At 63.8% G+C, this 21,196-nt stretch carries 21 protein-coding genes; 5 read left to right on the top strand and 16 right to left on the bottom strand.

What is annotated here, in order from left to right; genetic code table 11:
• Window positions 1–43 precede the first annotated feature (43 nt).
• Entirely contained in the window at window positions 44–967 is a 924-nt protein-coding gene (locus tag FAZ69_RS31635; protein WP_136899188.1) for a LysR family transcriptional regulator, read from the top strand.
• Window positions 968–1,109: 142 nt separating this feature from the next.
• The gene (locus FAZ69_RS31630; protein ID WP_136899186.1) at window positions 1,110–1,802 is read left to right on the top strand and encodes a dienelactone hydrolase family protein; all 693 of its coding nucleotides are present in this window, start codon (window positions 1,110–1,112) and stop codon (window positions 1,800–1,802) included.
• A 752-nt stretch (window positions 1,803–2,554) separates the two neighbouring features.
• On the opposite strand, the gene guaA is transcribed toward FAZ69_RS31630, so the two are convergent.
• The 3 genes from guaA to guaB form a co-directional block, all read right to left on the bottom strand.
• On the bottom strand, window positions 2,555–4,138 hold the full coding sequence (gene guaA, locus FAZ69_RS31620) for a glutamine-hydrolyzing GMP synthase (protein WP_136899184.1): 1,584 nt from the start codon (window positions 4,136–4,138) through the stop codon (window positions 2,555–2,557).
• A 177-nt stretch (window positions 4,139–4,315) separates the two neighbouring features.
• Window positions 4,316–5,005: a hypothetical protein gene (locus FAZ69_RS31615; RefSeq protein ID WP_136899182.1), complete on the bottom strand. Its 690-nt coding sequence runs from the start codon at window positions 5,003–5,005 to the stop codon at window positions 4,316–4,318.
• Between the two features lie 7 nt (window positions 5,006–5,012).
• Window positions 5,013–6,473, bottom strand: a complete 1,461-nt coding sequence (guaB, locus tag FAZ69_RS31610; protein WP_136899180.1) for an IMP dehydrogenase — start codon at window positions 6,471–6,473, stop codon at window positions 5,013–5,015.
• A gap of 283 nt (window positions 6,474–6,756) precedes the next feature.
• Here guaB and FAZ69_RS31605 point away from each other — a divergent pair, with 283 nt between their 5' ends.
• Entirely contained in the window at window positions 6,757–7,731 is a 975-nt protein-coding gene (locus FAZ69_RS31605; protein ID WP_136899178.1) for a DMT family transporter, read from the top strand.
• Window positions 7,732–7,752: 21 nt separating this feature from the next.
• On the opposite strand, the gene FAZ69_RS31600 is transcribed toward FAZ69_RS31605, so the two are convergent.
• Both FAZ69_RS31600 and FAZ69_RS31595 read right to left on the bottom strand, forming a co-directional pair.
• The gene (locus FAZ69_RS31600; RefSeq protein ID WP_136899256.1) at window positions 7,753–8,076 is read right to left on the bottom strand and encodes an RnfH family protein; all 324 of its coding nucleotides are present in this window, start codon (window positions 8,074–8,076) and stop codon (window positions 7,753–7,755) included.
• Between the two features lie 5 nt (window positions 8,077–8,081).
• Complete coding sequence (locus tag FAZ69_RS31595) at window positions 8,082–8,519, bottom strand: type II toxin-antitoxin system RatA family toxin (RefSeq protein ID WP_136899176.1); 438 nt, start codon at window positions 8,517–8,519, stop codon at window positions 8,082–8,084.
• A gap of 108 nt (window positions 8,520–8,627) precedes the next feature.
• On the opposite strand from FAZ69_RS31595, the gene smpB reads away from it, so the two are divergent.
• Window positions 8,628–9,074, top strand: coding sequence for an SsrA-binding protein SmpB (gene smpB, locus FAZ69_RS31590; protein ID WP_136899174.1), 447 nt, complete (start codon window positions 8,628–8,630; stop codon window positions 9,072–9,074).
• A 62-nt stretch (window positions 9,075–9,136) separates the two neighbouring features.
• On the opposite strand, the gene FAZ69_RS31585 is transcribed toward smpB, so the two are convergent.
• The 3 genes from FAZ69_RS31585 to ppsA all read right to left on the bottom strand — a co-directional run bounded on the left by FAZ69_RS31585 (window position 9,137) and on the right by ppsA (window position 13,086).
• Window positions 9,137–10,075 carry an SPFH domain-containing protein gene (locus FAZ69_RS31585; RefSeq protein ID WP_136899172.1) on the bottom strand — a complete coding sequence of 313 codons (939 nt, stop codon included), beginning with the start codon at window positions 10,073–10,075 and terminating at the stop codon, window positions 9,137–9,139.
• A gap of 36 nt (window positions 10,076–10,111) precedes the next feature.
• On the bottom strand, window positions 10,112–10,558 hold the full coding sequence (locus tag FAZ69_RS31580) for an NfeD family protein (protein WP_136899170.1): 447 nt from the start codon (window positions 10,556–10,558) through the stop codon (window positions 10,112–10,114).
• A 122-nt stretch (window positions 10,559–10,680) separates the two neighbouring features.
• Complete coding sequence (ppsA, locus tag FAZ69_RS31575; RefSeq protein ID WP_136899168.1) at window positions 10,681–13,086, bottom strand: phosphoenolpyruvate synthase; 2,406 nt, start codon at window positions 13,084–13,086, stop codon at window positions 10,681–10,683.
• Window positions 13,087–13,463: 377 nt separating this feature from the next.
• Between ppsA and ppsR the strand changes: the two genes are divergently transcribed.
• Complete coding sequence (ppsR, locus tag FAZ69_RS31570) at window positions 13,464–14,279, top strand: posphoenolpyruvate synthetase regulatory kinase/phosphorylase PpsR (RefSeq protein WP_136899166.1); 816 nt, start codon at window positions 13,464–13,466, stop codon at window positions 14,277–14,279.
• Window positions 14,280–14,306: 27 nt separating this feature from the next.
• On the opposite strand, the gene FAZ69_RS31565 is transcribed toward ppsR, so the two are convergent.
• The 8 genes from FAZ69_RS31565 to bamA form a co-directional block, all read right to left on the bottom strand.
• Window positions 14,307–15,092, bottom strand: a complete 786-nt coding sequence (locus tag FAZ69_RS31565; RefSeq protein WP_136899164.1) for a TrmH family RNA methyltransferase — start codon at window positions 15,090–15,092, stop codon at window positions 14,307–14,309.
• Window positions 15,089–15,790: a ribonuclease HII gene (rnhB, locus tag FAZ69_RS31560; RefSeq protein WP_136899162.1), complete on the bottom strand. Its 702-nt coding sequence runs from the start codon at window positions 15,788–15,790 to the stop codon at window positions 15,089–15,091. Before rnhB ends, FAZ69_RS31565 begins: the two co-directional genes overlap by 4 nt.
• The gene (gene lpxB / locus FAZ69_RS31555) at window positions 15,787–16,956 is read right to left on the bottom strand and encodes a lipid-A-disaccharide synthase (RefSeq protein ID WP_136899160.1); all 1,170 of its coding nucleotides are present in this window, start codon (window positions 16,954–16,956) and stop codon (window positions 15,787–15,789) included. The genes rnhB and lpxB overlap by 4 nt, the downstream gene beginning before the upstream one ends.
• A gap of 3 nt (window positions 16,957–16,959) precedes the next feature.
• Window positions 16,960–17,748 carry an acyl-ACP--UDP-N-acetylglucosamine O-acyltransferase gene (gene lpxA, locus FAZ69_RS31550; RefSeq protein WP_136899158.1) on the bottom strand — a complete coding sequence of 263 codons (789 nt, stop codon included), beginning with the start codon at window positions 17,746–17,748 and terminating at the stop codon, window positions 16,960–16,962.
• 152 nt (window positions 17,749–17,900) lie between these two features.
• Window positions 17,901–18,362, bottom strand: coding sequence for a 3-hydroxyacyl-ACP dehydratase FabZ (fabZ, locus tag FAZ69_RS31545; RefSeq protein ID WP_136899156.1), 462 nt, complete (start codon window positions 18,360–18,362; stop codon window positions 17,901–17,903).
• Window positions 18,363–18,432: 70 nt separating this feature from the next.
• On the bottom strand, window positions 18,433–19,503 hold the full coding sequence (lpxD, locus tag FAZ69_RS31540; protein WP_136899154.1) for a UDP-3-O-(3-hydroxymyristoyl)glucosamine N-acyltransferase: 1,071 nt from the start codon (window positions 19,501–19,503) through the stop codon (window positions 18,433–18,435).
• Between the two features lie 20 nt (window positions 19,504–19,523).
• The gene (locus tag FAZ69_RS31535) at window positions 19,524–20,045 is read right to left on the bottom strand and encodes an OmpH/Skp family outer membrane protein (RefSeq protein WP_169708834.1); all 522 of its coding nucleotides are present in this window, start codon (window positions 20,043–20,045) and stop codon (window positions 19,524–19,526) included.
• A 50-nt stretch (window positions 20,046–20,095) separates the two neighbouring features.
• A partial coding sequence (gene bamA, locus FAZ69_RS31530; RefSeq protein ID WP_136899150.1) for an outer membrane protein assembly factor BamA occupies window positions 20,096–21,196 on the bottom strand: 1,101 nt, incomplete at its 5' end.

The raw sequence follows: 21,196 nt of genomic DNA, 5'->3' as shown, positions 1-21,196 counted from the left end.
CGCGGTAGTCTAAAAAAACAACTTTGTTAAATGCGATTTCCGAATGAATGACAGGTTCTTCTCGTTGCAACTGTTCGCCCGCGTCGCGAGGAACGGGAGTTTTTCCGTTGCTGGGCGCGAGATGGGCATTTCGCAGCCTACGGCGTCACGGATCGTGGCCACCCTCGAAAAGCAAGTCGGCGTCGCGCTCTTTGTTCGAACAACTCGAGCCGTGACACTCACCGAGGCAGGCTCCGACTATCTGTCTCGGATCGAGTCCATCCTGGCTGCTCTAGAAGAGGCCGATCACGCCGCTCGCGGAACCGGTGAGCTGCGCGGCCTACTGCGCGTCGCCACATCCTCCGGCTTCGCAATACGTGGTGTCCTGCCGCGTCTAGCGCGTTTCACCGATCAGCACGCCGGTCTGCGCATGGAATTCGTCCTCAATGATGATCGGCAAGATCTTGTCGGCGAATCGGTCGACGTCGCTGTCCGCATTGGCGTTCTTAGTGATTCCACAGCCATTGCTCGCAAAATCGGAACGGTGCGCCGTGTCGTCGTTGCAGCGCCCTCTTACTTGGCCAAGGCCGGAACCCCGTCGGTCCCGCGCGATCTTGCGGACCACGCGACCATCATCAGCCCTGCCGGCCGAGTCATGGAAGGATGGGCGTTTCGGCGTGACGGAATGACCCGCTCTGTGCGCGTCGAGGGACGATTTATCCTGAACGGCACGGACGCAGCCGTTGCGGCGGCTGTCGCCGGGCTCGGCATTCTTTCGACAGGAGACCTCAGCGTGACAAACGATCTGCAAACAGGCCGATTGGTGCGCGTGCTGCCCGATTGGGAGATGGGATCGGCAGACATCAATGTCGTGCTTCCGGCGGGCCGAGCCGCGAAGCCGTCCGCCCGCGCATTCTCGGATTACATGGCGGCCGAGTTTCGGGATTTGCGAACCGCCAGTAGCGGCGCGGAACGCATCGATAGTTAAGGATAACTGTCTAAACTATTCGGACTTGCCGAATCATTTATTCAAGAACCGTATTTGTGAAAGTCATTCGTTGGGCCTACCTGATGGGGACTGATTGAGACATCCTGAGTTCTTTTATCGACTCGCTCATCAGGAATTCAATGTGACTACTCAATGGATCGACATCCCGTCGGGCAGCGACAGCTTCGGCGGCTACCTTTCGCTGCCCAGGCGCGGCAGCGGGCCTGCCGTCATCATCATTCAAGAAATCTTCGGCGTGAACGGGCAAATCCGCGCAGTCTGCGATCAGTACGCTGCCGCCGGCTACGTCGCGCTCGCACCCGATGTATTTTGGCGGACTAAGCCGCGTGTCGAGTTGACCTATGAAGGCACCGACCTCCAAACAGCTGTCGACTTGGCACAAAAGACCAACATCGACCTCGCGGTCGCCGACATCGCAGCCACGGCAGACCTGCTACGCACGCTTCCGGAAGTCTCGGGCAAGGTCGCCGCGGTCGGCTTTTGCATGGGCGGCCTTCTTTCATATCTGGTTGCGTCGACCGGGAAGGTCGATGCGGCCATAGCATATTACGGCGGCGGAATCCAGGGCAATCTCGATGCCGCGAGCAAGATCACCGAGCCGATCCTGTTCCACTACGCGGAGAACGATCACGCCATCCCCTTATCTGCAGTCGAGGTTGTGAAGAGCGCGTTCGCGAGCCACCATAACGCGTCGTTTCACCTCTATCCCGGCGCAGAGCACGGATTCAGCTGTACGGACCGCACGTCATACAACCAGCGAGCGGCCACGCTCGCGCACGGCCGCTCGCTGACGTTCCTCGCCGAGCACCTGTAATTCGTAAGCGGACAGGGTGACCGGCGCTGTGTCGGTCTTCAGATTGCCCTCGGGCATTGCGAGGACGCCGGCGCCGCGTGCCCCGAAAGCGCGTCGGAGCTTCTCGCATCTGTGGCGATCCAGAGGATTGGTCGATAGCACATGTACTACCTTTCCACCGCGAACTCGTTAGAGAGCGAGGCCAGCAAAACCACCTGGCGGCCTGCACCTGATCCGCAAGACCGTCGCGATAGTCCGTCCACTCCTGCGCCATCTTATATTTCGTGTGGAGTCGGCAAGAGCAGTCCCCACAAAGTATTTCTCCGCCCATTTAGCAAACGTCAGCGCCCCGATCGCCTCGACCCGCTTCTCGACTTTCGCACGTGAAGGACTTTCTCCGCGTTGGATTGCTCCGTAGGCTTGGTCGCGTAGAAGCCGGGCTTCCGGGAGGTTGACAGCCATTCCGAATCCGAGCTCGTCTGGCTTGCGTGGCTTTCGTGCGGAAAGTGATGGATCGTACCGGCCGATAACCAGGGTTTCCCGGCGACCGTTCACCCGGTAGTCGTACAGGGAAGCTCTACCGTCAACCGATACCGTCAGACTGACTTGACGGCATCGGACAAGGCCATCCGAGGAGGAAATGTCGGTACCGTCGCCGATACCGACATTTCCTCCAGGCATTGCCCGGATCACAGCAGAACACGCCAGACAATAACCCCATGTTTTTTAAAGGAAAAACCGGACCTCCCGGAACGACTTGAGAGCAGTCTAAATCACTCCCACTCGATCGTCGCCGGCGGCTTCCCCGAAATGTCATAGACGACCCGGTTGATCCCCCGCACTTCATTGATGATCCGGTTCGACACGCGCCCCAGCAACTCATGCGGCAGATGCGCCCAATGCGCGGTCATGAAGTCGAGCGTCTGCACGGCGCGCAACGCGACCACATACTCGTACGTCCGCCCATCGCCCATCACTCCGACACTCTTCACTGGCAAGAACACCGCGAACGCCTGGCTCGTCAAGTCGTACCACGTCTTGCCGGTTTCCTTGTCGACGGTGTTGCGCAGCGTCTCGATGAAGATCGCGTCCGCGCGGCGCAGCAGGTCCGCGAAATCGAGCCGGACTTCGCCGAGAATCCGCACGCCCAGACCCGGACCCGGGAACGGATGGCGATAGACCATCTCATGCGGCAGCCCGAGCTTCACGCCCAGCTCGCGCACTTCGTCCTTGAACAACTCTCGCAGCGGCTCGAGCAGCTTCAGATTGAGCGTCTCGGGCAAGCCGCCGACGTTGTGATGGCTCTTGATCGTATGCGCCGCCTTCTTGCCCTTCCCTGCCGATTCGATCACGTCCGGGTAGATCGTGCCCTGCGCGAGCCACTTCGCGTCGGTCAGCTTGCCGGCCTCGGTCTGGAACACTTCGACGAACTCCGCGCCGATGATCTTGCGCTTCTGCTCCGGGTCGGTGACGCCCGCGAGCTTCGACAAGAACGCTTCGCTCGCGTCGACGTGAATCACCTTGACGCCGAGGTGATCGGCGAACGTCGCCATCACCTGCTCGGCCTCGTTCAGGCGCAAGAGGCCATGATCGACGAACACGCAAGTCAGCTGATCGCCGATCGCGCGATGCAGCAGCGCCGCGGCCACCGACGAATCGACGCCGCCCGACAGCCCCAGAATCACATGCTCGTCGCCGACTTGCTCGCGAATCTTCGCGACGGCTTCGTCGATGTAGTGACCCATCTCCCAATCGGCCTTCGCGCCGCAGATCTTCAGCACAAAGCGCTCGAGCATCGCTCGGCCCTGCAGCGTGTGCGTGACTTCCGGGTGCCATTGGATGCCGTACCAATGGCGCGACTCGTCGGCCATCGCGGCGATCGGGCAGGACTCCGTCGACGCCATCAGGCTGAAGCCCTCCGGCATTTCCGTCACCTTGTCGCCGTGGCTCATCCAGACCTTCAGCATGCCGTGGCCTTCGGGCGTGCGGAAATCCTCGATGCCTTCCAGGAAGCTCGTATGGTTGCGCGCGCGCACTTCGGCGTAGCCGAACTCGCGCACATGACCGCCGTCGACCTTGCCGCCGAGCTGCTCGGCCATCGTCTGCATGCCGTAGCAAATGCCGAGCACCGGCACGCCGAGCTCGAACACGGCCTGAGGCGCACGCGGCGTATCGGTTTCGGTGACGGAGTTCGGACCGCCCGACAGAATCACGCCCGCCGGTGCGAACTCGCGGATGAACGCGTCGTCGACGTCGTACGGATGGATCTCGGAGTAGACGTGCGCCTCGCGGATGCGGCGCGCGATCAGTTGGGTGACTTGCGAACCGAAGTCGAGGATCAGGATCTTGTCATGCATGGCAGCGGACGAAAGTAGTAGTGAACGGATACAAAAAGCAGCGCATCACGCGCTGCAGAAGAAGCCAGGTTCGAACAGCGCGATCGTGCTTTCGCGGGCCTCTTGCACGATGCCGTTGGAATGTCGAACAGGCAGGCGATATCGTCGATATGAACTGGCGGCGAAGGCGCTCGCGCGTCATCCATGAAACGGCGGCCGCGGACTGCCCGGCAAATCGGCGGCGGCATCGCGCGCTTCGTCGCGCGCGGCCTTTTCGCTCGGGCTCAACGGCGGCTGCGGCGCGGGCGTGCCCGTCGCCGGGTTGTCGACCCGGTAGCGCACTGCGGGTTCGGCCGGCTGAGCAGGCGGCTCGGCTGCCCGAGCGGCGGGCTCGGACTCGGTGCGCAGCGCAGGTTCTTCGGCCTCGCGCGCCGCCTCGGCGCGCGAGGGTGCGGCAAGCTGCGACGCGTACGCGCTGTCCGCCGCCTTTTCGTTGCGCCGCACCACGCGCGAGAGACGCACGCCGCCCAAGCCGATGATCAGCAGCGCCGCGCCGCCCAGCGCGTTGAAGAGCGCGCCATACCCCGGCGACAGCGACATGCTGAGCGCGATCAGCCACACGAGAATCAACACGCCCGCGAGCCACGTCACATGCCCGACGGTCCGGGCAATGCCCACCGTCATCGCCCCGTTGATCACGCCTTGAAACGACAGCGACGCGAACCCGAACAGCACGAGGCCCAGCAACTGCCCGGCGATTGCCGGCTCGATGATGGCCAGTTGCAGTGCGCGGTGCAGCGCCGTCCACGGCGTGGCCAGGTACACCAGGCCGACGATCAGATAGAGCAGCGTGTAGACGACCAGCACAGCGCGCAGCAGCGGTTTCATCGGCGTTTCAGTCCTGATGGTAGTTCGGAGCTTCCTTCGTGATCTGCACGTCGTGAACGTGCGATTCGCGCATGCCCGCCGCGGTGATTTGGACGAATTGCGCTTTGTCGTGCAGCTCTGCGATCGAGCGGCAGCCGCAGTAGCCCATGCTCGCGCGCACGCCGCCAATCAGCTGGAACAGGATCGCGTTGACCGAGCCCTTGTAGGCGACGCGCCCTTCGATGCCCTCGGGCACGAGCTTGTCGATGTTCGCGGAGTTGTCCTGGAAGTAGCGATCCGCCGCGCCGTCCTTCATCGCGCCGACCGAGCCCATGCCGCGGTACGACTTGTACTGCCGGCCCTGGTAGAGGAACACGTCGCCCGGCGCTTCCTCGGTGCCGGCGAACATGCTGCCCATCATCACGGCGTTCGCGCCCGCGGCAAGCGCCTTGCTGACGTCGCCCGAGTAGCGCACGCCGCCGTCGGCGATCGCCGGCACGCCGGTGCCGCGCAGCGCTTCGGAAACGTTGGCGATGGCGCTGATCTGCGGCACGCCCACGCCGGCGACGATCCGCGTCGTGCAGATCGAGCCCGGGCCGATACCGACCTTGACGGCGTCCGCGCCGTACTCGACGAGCGCGCGGGCCGCATCGGCCGTTGCGATGTTGCCTCCGATCACCTCGACCTGCGGGAAGTTCTTCTTGACCCAGCGCACGCGCTCGAGCACGCCCTTGCTGTGGCCGTGCGCGGTATCGACGACGATCACGTCGACGCCCGCCTGCACGAGCAGCGACACGCGCTCTTCGTTGTCCTCGCCGACGCCGACTGCCGCGCCGACGCGCAGCTTGCCGTCCGCGTCCTTGCAGGCGTCCGGGTATTCGGTCTGCTTGAAAATGTCCTTGACGGTCATCAGGCCGCGCAGCTCGAACGCGTCGTTGACGACAAGCACGCGCTCGAGACGGTGGCTGTGCATCAGCGACTTCGCTTCGGCGAGCGGCGTGCCTTCCTTGACCGTGACGAGGCGCTCGCGCGGCGTCATGATCGTGCGCACCGGTTCGTCCAAGCGCGTTTCGAAGCGCAGGTCGCGGTTGGTGACGATGCCGATCAACTGCGCCCCCTCGACCACGGGGAAGCCCGAAATGCCATGCTGCTGCGACAGCGCGATCACGTCGCGCACCTTCATCTGCGGCGGAACCGTGATCGGGTCGCGCACGACGCCCGACTCGAAGCGCTTCACCTTCGCGACTTCGCGGGCCTGCTCGGCGGGCGTGAGGTTCTTGTGGACGATGCCAACGCCCCCTTGCTGCGCCATCGCAATCGCGAGACGGCCTTCGGTGACGGTGTCCATGGCGGCGGACACGAGCGGCATGTTCAGGGAGATGTTGCGGGTCAGCTGGGTCTTGAGGCTGGTGTCGCGCGGCAGAACGTCGGAGAAGGCCGGGACGAGGAGCACGTCATCGAACGTGAGTGCTTTTTGGATCAGACGCATGGCAAATCCTATAGGCGCAAAATCGAATTATACGCGATACCTCCCTGGTTTTCACTGCGCGAACAGCAGGTTAGCGAATTTCTTGGCGGGCGCGGCGAGATTTTTCGGCTTCGCTTTCGACTGATGTTCGATCGGATTTCGTTTGTGGGGTTTTGACCCGAAAACGCACCCTGGCGGCCGACGAGCGCCGCGCGAGTGCAGGATCGAACAAGACAGCGCCGCCGATGCCGCGTAACCTGCGCGCCTGTTCAAGCAATTCAGACAACCAAGGGAGCGGCAAGGCATGCAGCGCGGCGTGGCATACGGAATGATGGCGGGCGCCCTATGGGGCATGGTGTTTCTCGTGCCGAGGCTGCTGCCCGACTTTTCGCCGCTCCTGCTCAGCGCGGGCCGCTACACGATGTACGGGATCGTCTCGCTCGCCGCCGCCCTGCCGATGGCGCGGCGCCTCGCCGCCAAGCTCACCCGCGAGGATGCCGCCGCGCTCGTGAAGCTCGCGCTCGTCGGTAACGTCGCGTACTACATCCTGGTCACGGCGGCCGTCCATCTGGTCGGCATCGCGCCGGCGTCGCTGATCGTCGGCGTGCTGCCCGTCACCGTGACGCTGGCTGGCCGGCGCGACCACGGCGCCGTACCGCTCGGCCGCCTCGCGTGGCCGCTCGCGCTCGTCGTGGCGGGGATCGTCTGCATCAACGTCGATGTATTCGCCGGCGGCACGGGGCACCCCGTCAGCCTGCTGAACCGCCTGTTCGGCGTGCTCTGCGCGCTCGGCGCGCTCGCCAGCTGGACCTGGTTCGCCGTCGAAAACGCCCGCTATCTTCAGCGCCATCATCACTTCGACGGCAACGAGTGGTCGGTGCTCTGGGGCGTCGTGACGGGGCTGCTCGGCGCGGCGCTGTGGCTAGGGACGGCGGCGTTGCCGGCCGGCGTCGTGCAGACACCCGTGGCAGGCGAGCGCTGGCAGCTCTTCTGGGTGTTGAATCTGGCGCTCGCGATCGGCGCGTCGTGGCTCGGCAACGGGCTGTGGAACGCTGCCTCGAAGCGGCTGCCGCTCACGCTGTCGGGGCAGATGATCGTCTTCGAGACGCTCTTCGCGCTGCTCTACGCGTTCCTCTACGACCACCGTATGCCCCGCCCGCTGGAAACCGCGGCGATCGTCCTGCTGCTTGCGGGCGTGCTGTGGTCGGTGCGGCAGCACGGCGGCGACCGCCCCGCCGAGCCGCCGCTCGAAGAGCGCGCGCAGGCCTCGGTGCATTGAGGCTGCCTTGGTGAGATTGCCTTAGCGCGAATCCTTCGGCAGCCACTTGCGCCCTTCGATCGAGCCCTCGCGGCGTGTCTTGTCGACGCGGCGCTGCCGCGCCATCTTCGGATCGACCTTCAACGGACGATAGATCTCGACGCGATCATGATCGGCCAGCGGCGCATCGAGCGGCTTGACCTTGCCATAGACGCCGACTTTCTGCGTCGACAGATCGATCCCGGGGTGCTTCTCGAGGATGCCGCTCGCCTCGATCGCCTGCCGCACGGTGGAACCGGCGGGCAATTCGACGGCAATCAGCGTCTGCACATCAGCCAGTGCGTAGCAGACTTCAACCGACAGCATCGTGCTCATGGCTTGCCGTACCGCTGGTCCGCGCGCTTCACGAACGATTCGACGAACGTGTTCGCGATATGGTTGAACACCGGCCCGATGATCTTCTCGAGGATCACGCTCGCAAACTCGTAGTGCAGCGCGAACTCGATCTTGCAGGCGTCCGCGCGCAGCGCCGTGAAGCGCCAGTAGCCGGTGAACTTGCGAAACGGGCCGTCGGCGAAATCCATGTCGATGCGCGTCGGCCGCTCCTGGGTGTTGTGAGTCGCGAAATGCTGCTTGATGCCCTTGAAGTTGATGTCGATCTTCGCCTCCATGCCGTTTTCGTCCTGGCGGCGAATCTCGACGCCGCCGCACCACGGCAGGAAATTGGGGTAGTCGGCGACGTCGGTGACGAGATCGAACATCTGTTCCGCCGAGTGGCGAATCAACACGGTTTTCTGGACATCTGCCATAGATTGCACAACGCGCGGCGAGGGTGTGGAGGAGCACGGCGGGCTTTCGCTTTCATTGCGCCGCTTTGCTAAAATCGTGATTTTAAACGAGTTGGGCGCTTTCCATTCATGAGCATCATCGACAACAGAAAGGCATTCTTCGATTACTTCATCGAGGAGCGCTACGAGGCCGGGCTCGTGCTCGAAGGATGGGAAGTCAAGGCGCTGCGCGCCGGGCGCGGCCAGATCAAGGAAGGCTACGTGGTCGTGCGCAACGGCGAGATCTTCCTGATCGGCACGCACATCAGCCCGCTTCCCGAAGCCTCGACGCACATCCACCCGGACCCGGTGCGCACGCGCAAGCTGCTGCTGCATTCCGACGAGATCAAGAAGCTGATCGGCAAGGTCGAGCAGCGCGGCTATACGCTCGTGCCGCTGAACTTCCACTACAAGGGCGGCCGCGTCAAATGCGAGATCGGCCTCGCGAAGGGCAAGAAGATGCACGACAAGCGCGAGACCGAGAAGAAGCGCGATTGGGAGCGCGAGAAGGCGCGGATCATGCGCTCGGCGACTTGAGCCACGTCAGTGGCTCGCGTGGCGCCCGGCGGCGGCGCCACGCCCTGCAGCAGATTTGACGATCAGCGCATCTCGTTCGCCGGCGCCGCCTTCCCGCGATTCACGATCGTCAGCGCCGACGCGATCATCGTGCTCATATCCGACAGGTTGCCCGGCACGATCAGCGTATTGCCCGTCTTCGCCAGATTGGCGAACGCATTGACGTACTGCTCGGCCACCTTCAGATTGACCGCATCCCAGCCGCCTTGCGACTGAATCGCCGCGGCGATCTTCTGAATCGCCTGCGCGTTGGCCTCGGCCACAGCGAGAATCGCCGCAGCCTGCCCCTGCGCCTTGTTGATCTCGGCCTGCCGCTCGCCCTCGGACTTCTGGATCGCCGCCTCGCGCCCGCCCGCCGCGATATTGATCTGCTCCTGCTTGCGCCCTTCCGATGCCGCGATCAGCGCGCGCTTCTCGCGCTCGGCCGTGATCTGCGCCTGCATCGCGTGCAGGATCTCCTTGGGCGGCGTGAGGTCCTTGATCTCGTAGCGCAGCACCTTCACGCCCCAGTTCGTCGCCGCCTGATCGAGCGCCGACACGACGCTATGATTGATCAGGTCTCGCTCCTCGAAAGTCTTGTCGAGCTCAAGCTTGCCGATCACGGAACGCAGCGTCGTCTGCGAGAGTTGCGTGATCGCGCTCACGAAGTTGCTGGAGCCGTACGATGCCTTCATCGCATCGGTTACCTGGAAGTACAGCACGCCGTCCACCTGCAGCTGCGTGTTGTCGCGCGTGATGCAGATCTGGCCCGGCACGTCGAGCGGAATCTCCTTCAGCACATGCTTGTACGCAACGCGATCGATGAACGGCAGCACGATGTTGAGGCCCGGCGTCAGCGTCGCGTGATAGCGGCCGAGGCGCTCCAGCACCCATGCATGCTGCTGCGGCACGATCTTGATCGTCTGCGCCGCAATGATGATGACGATCACGAGCAACACGGCCCCGACAATGGTCATGTCCATTCTTCAACTCCTTTTTTAATGGCTGGTTCTTCGAGGTCAAGCATGCGCCGCCTGCCTTTTCGCGGCGACGATCAGGCAGTTGCCGCGCACGGCGGCAATCTCATAGACACGCGCATCCTCGCGCTCGCCCGGCGCCAGCTCCACATCCCACTGAGCGCCGCGATACTCCGTGCGGGCACGCCGGTCTTGCCAGGCTTCGACGGTGAGCGTCGTGCCGATGTCGAGATTGACGTCCGGGTTGAACGAAGCGTCGCGCCGCTGCCTCCGGCGGCCGAATCGCGAGCGGCGCAGCAGGATCACCGCCGCGAGCGCCACCACGGCCGCCAGTGCAAGCTGCGCGTCGAGACTCGCGCCGAGCAGATGGGCCAGCGCGCCCGCGACGAAGCCGAGCGCGATCATCAGCAGGTAGAACGTCCCCGTCAGCAACTCCGCGGCGATCAGCACTCCCGTGCCGATCCACCAGAATAGTTCGCCCGATCTCATTGTCGTTCTCCCAAAGCAAAACACCCCGGATATACCGGGGTGTTATAGCACGAACGTCGGACATTTCGTGTCGCCAAGGAGCCGCACGGCTGACTCACGCCGACCGTGCCGCTCCCTAGCGCTTACTGCTTCGCCGACTTCGCGAGCGCCTGCCACGTGTCGATGATCGTGTCCGGGTTCAGCGAGATCGACACGATGCCTTCATCGGTCAGCCATTGCGCGAAATCCGGATGATCGGACGGGCCCTGGCCGCAGATGCCCACGTACTTGTTTAGGCGGAGGCACGTATCGATCGCGCGCTTGAGCAGGAACTTGACCGCTTCGTCGCGCTCGTCGAAATCGGCGGCGAGCAGCTCCATGCCCGAGTCGCGGTCGAGGCCGAGCGTCAGCTGCGTGAGGTCGTTCGAACCGATCGAGAAGCCGTCGAAGTGCTCGAGGAACTGCTCCGCGAGGATCGCGTTCGACGGAATCTCGCACATCATGATGAGACGCAGACCCTTCTCGCCGCGCTTCAAGCCGAACTTCGCAAGCAGGCCCACGACACGCTCCGCCTGCTTCACCGTACGCACGAACGGCACCATGATCTCGACGTTGTCGAGGCCCATCTCTTCGCGCACGCGCTTCAACGCCAGGCACTCCATCTCGAACGCCTGCGCGAAGTCTTCCGCGATATAGCGCGACGCGCCGCGGAAGCCCAGCATCGGGTTCTCTTCGTCCGGCTCGTAGCGCGAACCGCCGATCAGCTTCTTGTACTCGTTCGACTTGAAGTCCGACAGGCGCACGATCACCGGGCGCGGATAGAACGCCGCCGCGATCGTGGCGATGCCTTCGGTCAGCTTGTCGACGTAGAACGCGCGCGGCGACGCATGCCCGCGCGCGACGCTTTCCACGGCCTTCTTCAAGTCCGCATCGACATTCGGGTACTCGAGAATCGCCTTCGGATGCACGCCGATGTTGTTGTTGATGATGAACTCGAGACGTGCGAGACCCACGCCGGCATTCGGCAGTTGCGAGAAGTCGAAGGCGAGCTGCGGATTGCCGACGTTCATCATGATCTTCACCGGAACCGGCGGCAGCTCGCCGCGCTGGACTTCGGTGACTTCGGTTTCGAGCAGGCCGTCGTAGATCTTGCCTTCGTCGCCTTCCGCGCACGACACGGTGACGAGCGAGCCGTCCTTCAGGACATCGGTGGCGTCGCCGCAGCCGACCACCGCCGGCACGCCCAGCTCACGCGCGATGATCGCCGCGTGGCAGGTGCGCCCGCCGCGGTTCGTGACGATCGCCGAAGCGCGCTTCATGACCGGCTCCCAGTTCGGGTCGGTCATGTCGGCGACGAGGACGTCACCCGGTTGCACGCGCTCCATCTCCGACGGATCGTGAATCACGCGCACCGGACCCGCGCCGATCTTCTGGCCGATCGCGCGGCCGGTGGCGATCACTTGCGACTGGCCCTTGAGCCTGAAGCGCTGCTCGGCCTTGCCGTGCGCCTGGCTCTTCACCGTCTCGGGGCGCGCCTGAAGGATGAAGATCTTGCCGTCGCGGCCGTCCTTGCCCCACTCGATGTCCATTGGACGCTGGTAGTGCTTCTCGATGATGACGGCGTACTTCGCGAGCTCGATCACGTCTTCGTCGGTGATCGAGAAGCGGTTGCGCTGCTCGTGCGCCACGTCGACGGTCTTCACGCGGCCCGGCTCGCCCGGCTTCGAGAACTCCATCTTGATGAGCTTCGAGCCGATCGAGCGGCGGATGATCGGATACTTGCCTTGCGCGAGCGTGGTCTTGAAAACGTAGAACTCGTCCGGATTCACCGCGCCTTGCACGACGGTCTCACCAAGACCGTAGCTCGACGTGATGAACACGGCGTCCTTGAAGCCCGACTCGGTATCGAGCGTGAACATCACGCCGGCCGCGCCCACGTCCGAGCGGACCATGCGCTGCACGCCGGCCGACAGGGCCACTTCCGCGTGCGTGAAGCCCTTGTGGACACGATAGGAAATCGCGCGGTCGTTATAGAGCGACGCGAACACGTGCTTCATGCGGTCGAGGACGTCCTCGATGCCGACCACGTTCAGATAGCTTTCCTGCTGGCCCGCGAACGACGCGTCGGGCAAGTCTTCGGCCGTCGCCGACGAGCGCACCGCGAACGACAGCTCTTCGGGCGAGCTGTTCTGCAGCGTCGCGAAGCCGGCGCGAATCTCTTGCTCGAGGCGCGACTGCATCGGCGCGTCGACGATCCATTGACGGATTTCTTTGCCCGCGTCGGCGAGCGCCTTCACATCGTCGACGTCGAGCGACTCAAGACGTTGGGCGATACGTTCGGTGAGGTTGTTGTGCTGGAGGAAATCGCGGAACGCGAGCGCCGTCGTGGCGAAGCCGGTCGGCACTCGAACCCCCGCTTCGGCGAGCTGGCTGATCATCTCGCCGAGCGACGCGTTCTTGCCGCCCACAATCTCCACATCGGTCATCCGCAACTGCTCGAACGGAACTACATACGCCTGGTCCTTTGCGACGTTTACTGCGTTAGTCATACAAGCCCCTAAGTGTGAAAGAAATTCTCGGCTGGGCAAGTGGGCTTATGCGCGGGCCGCTCATAGGAAGCGGAACGCCGCGCCTTGCACAACCTGTTGGAGAAGCAATCGCCGGCGCTCGAGCGGCCAAAGGGTCTGCCGCAAAATACGGGGAAAAGCCCGATAAAGCGGAGATTTCCCCGGATTTGCCGCAATTTTCAGCGAACTCTGCCGAAACGACGCGGAATTCGATGCGATCCGCCCGCAATTGCTTATCCAACAAGTTGCCGCTATTCTACCGTGCTGACCGTGGAAGTGTGGCGGTCTGATGAGAATTGCACCTCGATTGGCGCACCTCCCCGCCGTTGCCTTTTTTCAGCACATTCCGTGCCTTATTGATGCCGCCCACCGTATTCATCGTCTCCGACGGTACCGGGATCACCGCCGAGACCTTCGCGCACTCGATCCTGTCTCAGTTCGACCAGAAATTCCGCCTCGTGCGCGTGCCGTTCGTCGACTCCGCCGACAAGGCCTACGCAACGGTCGAAAAGATCGCCGAAGCCGCCGCGCTCGACGGCCGCCGGCCGATCGTGTTCACGACGCTCGTCGACAGCGCGTCGAACGCCATCGTCAAGAACTCGAATGCGCTCGTGCTCGACATCTTCCAGCAGTTCGTCGAACCGCTCGAGCAGGAATTGGAGATGAAGTCGACGCACGCGATCGGCCGCGGCCATCAGAACGCCGACACCGAGGAGTACAAGACCCGCATCGAGGCGATCAACTTCTCGCTCGCCCACGACGACGGCCAGTCGAACCGCAACCTCGCCGATGCCGACGTGATCCTGATCGGCGTCTCGCGCAGCGGCAAGACGCCGACGAGCCTTTATCTCGCGATGCAGTACGGTGTGAAGGCCGCCAACTATCCCTTGATTCCGGAAGACTTCGAGCGCGCCAAGCTGCCGAGCGCGCTCTACCCGCATCGCAGCAAGATGTTCGGCTTGTCCATCGATCCTCAGCGGCTCTCGGAGATCCGCAACGAGCGGCGGCCGGGCAGCAAGTACGCGGCGCCGGAAAATTGCCGCTACGAGATCAACGAAGCCGAAGCGATGATGCGACGCGAAGGGATCAAGTGGCTGTCGTCGACGCACAAGTCGATCGAGGAAATCGCCACGACGATTCTGCAGGAGATCAAGCTCGATCGGCCGTCGTATTGAAGCCGCCCCCGCGGCAGCCGGCGGCGCTCAGCGCCGCGCGCGCTGTTGACGGCACTGCTCGAAGAGACACACGGCGGCGGCGGCCGCCACATTCAGCGACTCCATGCCCCCCGGCTGCGGAATAGTCAGTCGATGCGTCACTGCATCGCGCCAGTCCTGGGACACACCAGCCCCTTCGTTGCCGAATACCCAGGCAAGCGGCCCCGTCAGGTCGCAATCGTAAAGCGCCTGGGCCGCGTGCGAATCGGTGATCGCAACCGGCATCGCCAGGCACTCGATCAGCGTGTTGGCCGCGACGTCCTCATGAATCTCAAGCAGGAAATGCGCACCCATCCCCGAGCGCAGGACTTTCGACGACCACGCGTAAGCGGTACCCGGTGCGCAGAACACATGCGAGATGCCGGCGGCTGCGGCACTGCGCAGGATCGAGCCGACGTTGCCCGCATCCTGCACGCCATCAAGCACGATGCATGAGGTCTTCACACGTTCGGGCAACGGCATTTCCGGCTTCGGCACCAGCAGCAAAATGCCGACGCCGTTGACCACGTTCGACAGCTGCCCGAAAAGCGCATCGGGCAACGTGACGATACGGTGCTCGTCGATCCGGCCGACGATCGCCTGCGTTTCGGCATGCTTCAGTGCAGCGTCGGTGACGACGCAAGTCTCGGGCTGGCCCGCCACATCGAGATAGGCGCTCGCCAGATGCAGGCCCTCGAGCAGCGCATGGCCGCTCTTGCGCTGCTGGTGAGTCGATCCCGCCAGCGCCTTCAGACGCTTGTAAACCGGGTTGTCACGCGAAGTAATGGCTTTCACGAGGCTGCCCCCGGCACGTCGCCCGGCAGCTTCACGCGCAGCACGCGCCTGGCCTGCGCTTCGCGCACCGGCGCAAACGAGCGCCGGTGATGTTCGCACGGGCCATGCTCGAACAACGCCGCGAGATGCTGCGGCGTGCCGTAGCCCGCATGCGCGTTGAAGCCGTACATCGGGAAGTCCTGGTGCAGTTCCAGCAGCATCCGGTCGCGCGTCACCTTGGCGAGAATCGACGCAGCCGAAATGCACGATACGAGCGCATCGCCGCCGACGATCGCCTCGCTGCGCATCGGCAGAACCGGACAGCGGTTGCCATCGATCTTGACGAGCGTCGGCACGATCGCGAGGCCTTCGACCGCGCGCCGCATCGCCAGCATCGTCGCGTGCAGGATGTTGAGCGTATCGATTTCCTCGACGCTCGCCGAAGCCACGCAATACGCAAGCGAGCGCTCGACGATCTTCTCGTACAGCTCCTCGCGTTTCTTGGCGGAAAGCACCTTCGAGTCGTCGAGGCCGCGAATCCTGCGTTTCGGATCGAGAATCACGGCGGCCGCGACGACCGGCCCGGCGAGCGGCCCGCGGCCGGCTTCGTCGACGCCGCAAACGATATCCTGCGGCGAGCCGAAATCGAACCCCGGCTGCGCGGGCTCTTCGGGCGCCGCAGCAACGAGTTTACGGCGCGATGTCTTGGCTGCCGTCATGGACGCGGCTTCCTCGCTTCAATCACGCGCTCGACGGCTTCCGCCGCGCGCTGCGCCGTGTTCTGCCGCAGCGCGTGATGCATCTCGGTGAAAATTTCCGTGAGCGTGCGCCGATTGGCCTCGTCGCGCAATTGGGTCAGGGTGGCGTCGGCGAGCGCTTCGGGCGTCGCGAAGTGCTGCAGGATCTCCGGCACGACGAAACGCCCGGCAAGGATATTCGGCAGGCCGACGTACGGCAGATAGCCCATGTGCCGCATGATCTGGCCTTCGAGCCAGGGCACCTTGTACGAGATGACCATCGGCTTTTTCAGGAGCGCAGCTTCGAGCGTCACGGTGCCGCTCTTCACGAGCAGCGCGTCGGCAGCGGTCATTGCGAGCTGGGCCTGGCCGTCGACGATCGTCAGCGCGAGCTTTGGATGCGCCTCGACGAGCGGCTGCAGCATCTCGCGCAGCGCCGGCGTGGCAGCGGGCATCACGAAGCGGATGCCCGGCTCGCGCGCTTGCATCAATTCCATCGCGTCGAAGAACGTCGGCCCGATCAGCTTGATTTCGGAGCGGCGGCTGCCCGGCAGCACCGCGATGATCGATCCGCCCTCCGGCAGCCCGAGCGCCACACGCGCACCGGCAGTATCGGGCTCGAGCGGGATTTGATCGGCAAGCGGATGGCCGACGTACGTGGCGGACACGCCCGCCTTCTCGAGAATCGCCTTCTCGAACGGATACAGGCAGAGCATATGGTCGACGGCCTTGGCGATCTTCTTGATGCGCCAGCCACGCCACGCCCAGATCGTCGGGCAATTGAAGTGGATCGTCGGAATCCCGGCTTCGCGCAACGCGGGCTCGACGCTGAAATTGAACCCCGATGAATCGATGCCGATGAACGCATGCGGCGGATCGGCCAGCAACTGATGCTTGAGCTCGCTGCGCACGCGCAGGATCTCGGGGATTCGCGTAAGCGGCTCGATGAGACCGCGCACCGTCAGCGTATCCATCGGCCAATGCGCGTCGAACCCTTGCTCGATCATGCGCGGACCGCCGATGCCGAAATACTGCGTCGAGGCCGGCAGGCGCTGCGCGAGCCCGCCGAGCAGCGATGCCGCGAGCAAGTCGCCCGACGGCTCGCCGGCAACCAGCGCAAGCCGCAGCGGACTGGGTTGCAGCGCCATCGTTTAGCGAATGATCCCGCGCTGCGACGCTTCGATGAAATCGACCAGCGTCTTGACGGCCGCGTCGCCGTCCCCGCCCGCGGCGGCCAGTTCGCGCAATTGCGCTTTTGCGTCTTCGAGAGACAGGCCGTTCTTGTACAGCAGCCGATAGGCGGTTCGCAGGGCAGAGATCGCATCCGGCGAAAAGCCGCGCCGGCGCAGGCCTTCGACATTGACGCCATGCGGCTCCGCCTTGTTGCCCGCTGCGATGACGAACGGCGGAATGTCCTGCACGAGCGCCGAGGCGCCGCCGAGCATCGAATGCTCGCCGATGCGCACGAACTGGTGAACGCCCGACATGCCGCCGACGATCGCCCAGTCGCCGATCACCACGTGGCCGGCCATTTGCGCGTTGCTCGACAGGATCGCATGGCTGCCGACCCGGCAATCGTGGCCGATATGCACGTACGCCATGATCCAGTTGTCGTCGCCGAGCGTCGTCACGCCGGCATCCTGCACAGTGCCGGTGTGGATCGTCGTGAATTCGCGGATCGTGTTGCGGTCGCCGATTTCGAGGCGAGTCGGCTCGCCTTGGTACTTCATGTCCTGGGGACGGCCGCCGACGGACGCATAGTGGCCAATCCGGTTGTCGACGCCGAGTGTCGTGTGCCCTTCGATGACGCTGTGCGAGCCGATCGTCGTGCGCGCGCCAATCGTCACGTGTGCGCCGACGACCGCGTACGGCCCGATTTCGACGTCTTCGCCGATCTCGGCGCCTTGTTCGATGATCGCGGTGGGATGAATCCTGCTCATGCGCGTTCGCCTTTCCTTCTGTTGCGCTTAGCTCGCTGCCTCGGCGAATGCCGGCGCGGCGAGCGCTATTCGTTCTTCGAAGGGCTCGACGGCCCTTCGCTACCGATCCGGATGGGCCCCGGCGCCCGGCGTCCCGTTGTGATTGGGCCGCCTTACTGGCCGTCGGTGTGCTTGACCGTACACATCAGGTCCGCTTCCGCGGCCACCACACCTTCCACTTCCGCTCGCGCCTTGAACTTCCAGATGCCGCGCATATAGCGCTCGAACGTCACGTTCAGCATCAGCTGATCGCCCGGCTCGACGACCCGCTTGAAGCGCGCGCCATCGATGCCGACGAAGTAGTAAAGCGTCTTCTCGGGATCATGCGGCTCTTCCGCGAACGTCAGGAGCGCCGCCGTCTGGGCAAGCGCTTCGAGGATCAGCACGCCCGGCATCACCGGGCGCTGCGGGAAGTGCCCCATGAAGTACGGCTCGTTGATCGACACATTCTTCAGCGCTTTGATGCTCTTGTGCGGCTCGAGTTCGAGCACGCGATCCACGAGCAGGATCGGATAGCGATGCGGCAACAGCGTGAGGATCTTATGGATGTCGAGATTGATTTTTTCAGTGCTCATGGTGTTTCTGCTCACGCATCGAGTGCGCGGATGATGACTGCGGACACGGGTGCCGGCCGCTTGCGCCGCCTTATGTGTTGTCTCGTGCCGCTGCGGCGGCTTCGAGCGCCTTGATGCGGTCCCGCAACTTGTCGAGATTGCGCATCAGCGCGGCGCTCTTGTTCCAGTCGGCATGATCGACGGCCGGGAATGCGCTCGTGTACATGCCGGGTTTCAGCAACGACTTCGACACGCCCGATTTCGCCGTGACGATGACGTAATCGGCCAGCGTCACGTGCCCCGCGATCCCGACCGCCCCGCCGATCATGCAATGCCGCCCGATCGTCGTGCTGCCCGCGATCCCGGCGCAGCCGGCGATGACGGTGTACGCACCGATCTTGCAGTTGTGCCCAATCTGCACGAGGTTGTCGATCTTCACGCATTCCTCGATGATCGTATCGGCCATTGCCCCCCGGTCGATAGTCGTATTCGCCCCGATCTCCACATCCGGACCGATCGACACGCCGCCGACCTGCGGGATCTTGACCCAGCTGCCGGTACGCACGTCGCCCTCGCCGACGAAATCGGGGGCAAATCCGAAGCCGTCGGAACCGATCACGGCGCCCGAGTGGATGATCGCGCGCGGGCCGATCTTGCAGCCGTAGTAGACGGCGACGTTCGGATACAGGTGCGAACCCTCGCCGATCTGCGTACCGCGGCCGACCACGACATTCGCGTCGAGCCTGACGTTCTCCCCGATCACGGCGCCCGCTTCCACCACCACATGGGGACCGATCACCGCGCTTGGCGCGACCTTCGCCGCCGCGTCGATCACCGCGCTCGGGTGAACACCCGCCGGCGCCTTCGGCGTGGCCAGATCGATGAACATTTGCGCGACGCGCGCAAAGTAAGCGTAAGGATTTGGCGTGACGATGAAGTTACGCCCTTCCGATGAACCGAGCTTCGCCAGATCTGCCGGCGAGATCAGCACGGCGCCGGCCTGCGTCGTTTCGACTTGGGACAGGTATTTGGGATTGGCGAGGAACGCGAGTTGCTGCGGCCCTGCCTGATCGAGCGGCGCGAGGCTGCCGACCTGGCGTGCCCGGTCGCCGACCACTTCGCCCCCGAAGCGCCCAACGAGTTCCTCGAGCGTCAATGCCATGCGGGTACAACTCCTGTGGTTCAGTTCGTGGCGCTCGGGCTCGATGCGGCGAGCGCCTTCAGCACTTGATCGGTGATGTCGATGCGCGGGCTCACGTAGACAGCCTCTTGCACGATCAGGTCATAGTGCTGCTGCTCGGCGATCTGCTTGATGACCTTGTTCGCCTTGTCGAGCACTGCGGCCAGCTCTTCGTTGCGGCGCTGGTTCAGGTCTTCGCGAAACTCGCGCTGCTTGCGCTGGAAATCGGTGTCGAGCTGCGACAGGTCGCGCTGCTTCTGAGCGCGATCGGTGGCGGACATCGTTGCGCCGTTCTTGTCGAGCGAGTCGGACATCGTCTTCAGGCGCTGCGCCATGTCCTGCAGATCCTTGTCGCGCTTCGCGAACTCGGCTTCGAGCTTCGTTTGCGCAGCCTTCGCCGCCGACGACTCACGCAGGATACGGTCCGAATTGACCGCCGCGATGCGGGCCTCCTGAGCATGAGCGGCGCTGACGCCAAGCGCCATCGCGAGCGCAGCTGCGCACATCACACGTTTCGAAAACATACCGTTTCGCAAAGTCTTCCTCTCGATACTGTAAAGGTCTCGTTTTTTCGTCAGAATGCCGTCCCGATCTGGAATTGGAACTTCTGATAATTGTCGCCCGTGTGCTTCGTGACCGGGAAGCCCAGGCTGATCTTGAGCGGGCCGATCGGCGAAATCCATGCGAGACCGAGACCATAGCCGTAGCGCAAGCCGTTCGCGCCGGTGCTGTTGCCCTCGTTGCCCCAGACGTTGCCGCCGTCGAGGAACGTGAAGACGCGCAGCGTCCGGTCGTAGCCGGTGCCCGGCAGCGGGAACGTGAGCTCGATGTTGCCGACCACCATCTTCGAGCCGCCGATCGGGTCGTTCGTCGTCGCGTCGCGCGGACCCAGCGAACTCGGCTCATAGCCGCGAACCGAACCAATACCGCCCGCGAAGTAGTTCTTGAAGATCGGATACGGCTTGTTGCCGAGGCCGTTGCCGTAGCCGCCCTGGAAGTTCAGGCCCAGCACGAAGCCGCGCGCGAACGAGTAGTAGTACTGGGCCTGCAAGTCGGCCTTGTAGTACTGGGTCGCGCCGATCGGCGTGCCGTATTCGGCATTGGCCTGCGTGTAGTAGCCGCGGCTCGGCACCAGCGCGCTGTCGCGCGCGTCGCGCGACCAGCCGACCGTCAGCGGCACGTTGTTCGATACGCGGCCGAAGTCGTTCACGTAGTCGATATAGCTCTTCGGCGTATTCGAATCGACGTCAAGGCGGTTCTGCTCGAGGCCCGTGCCGAAGTAGACCGTATCCACTTCCGAGAACGGAATGCCGAACTTGAGATCCGCGCCCGCCGTGATGATGCGGAAGCTCGACGACGTCGAATAGTACAGCGGCTCCGTCGTGCGGTAATAGACGTCGGTGATCCGCTTGATGCCGTCCACCGTGAAGTACGGGTCGACCTGCGTGACCGTCAGCGTGCGGTACGTCTTCGCGGTGTTGACGTTGACCGAGAGGCTCGTGCCCGAGCCGAACACGTTGTCCTGCGACACGCCTGCCGAGAGCACCACCTTGTCCGTCGAGGAGAAGCCCGCGCCCAGCGTGATCGCGCCCGTCGGCTTCTCGGCGACCTTCACATCGACGTCCACCTGGTCCTGCGAGCCTTCGACCGGCACCGTCGTCACGTCGACGTCGGT

The sequence above is a fragment of the Trinickia terrae genome (assembly GCF_005144415.1).
Classification (GTDB): domain Bacteria; phylum Pseudomonadota; class Gammaproteobacteria; order Burkholderiales; family Burkholderiaceae; genus Trinickia_A; species Trinickia_A terrae.
This window is presented reverse-complemented; position numbering and strand designations above follow the sequence as displayed.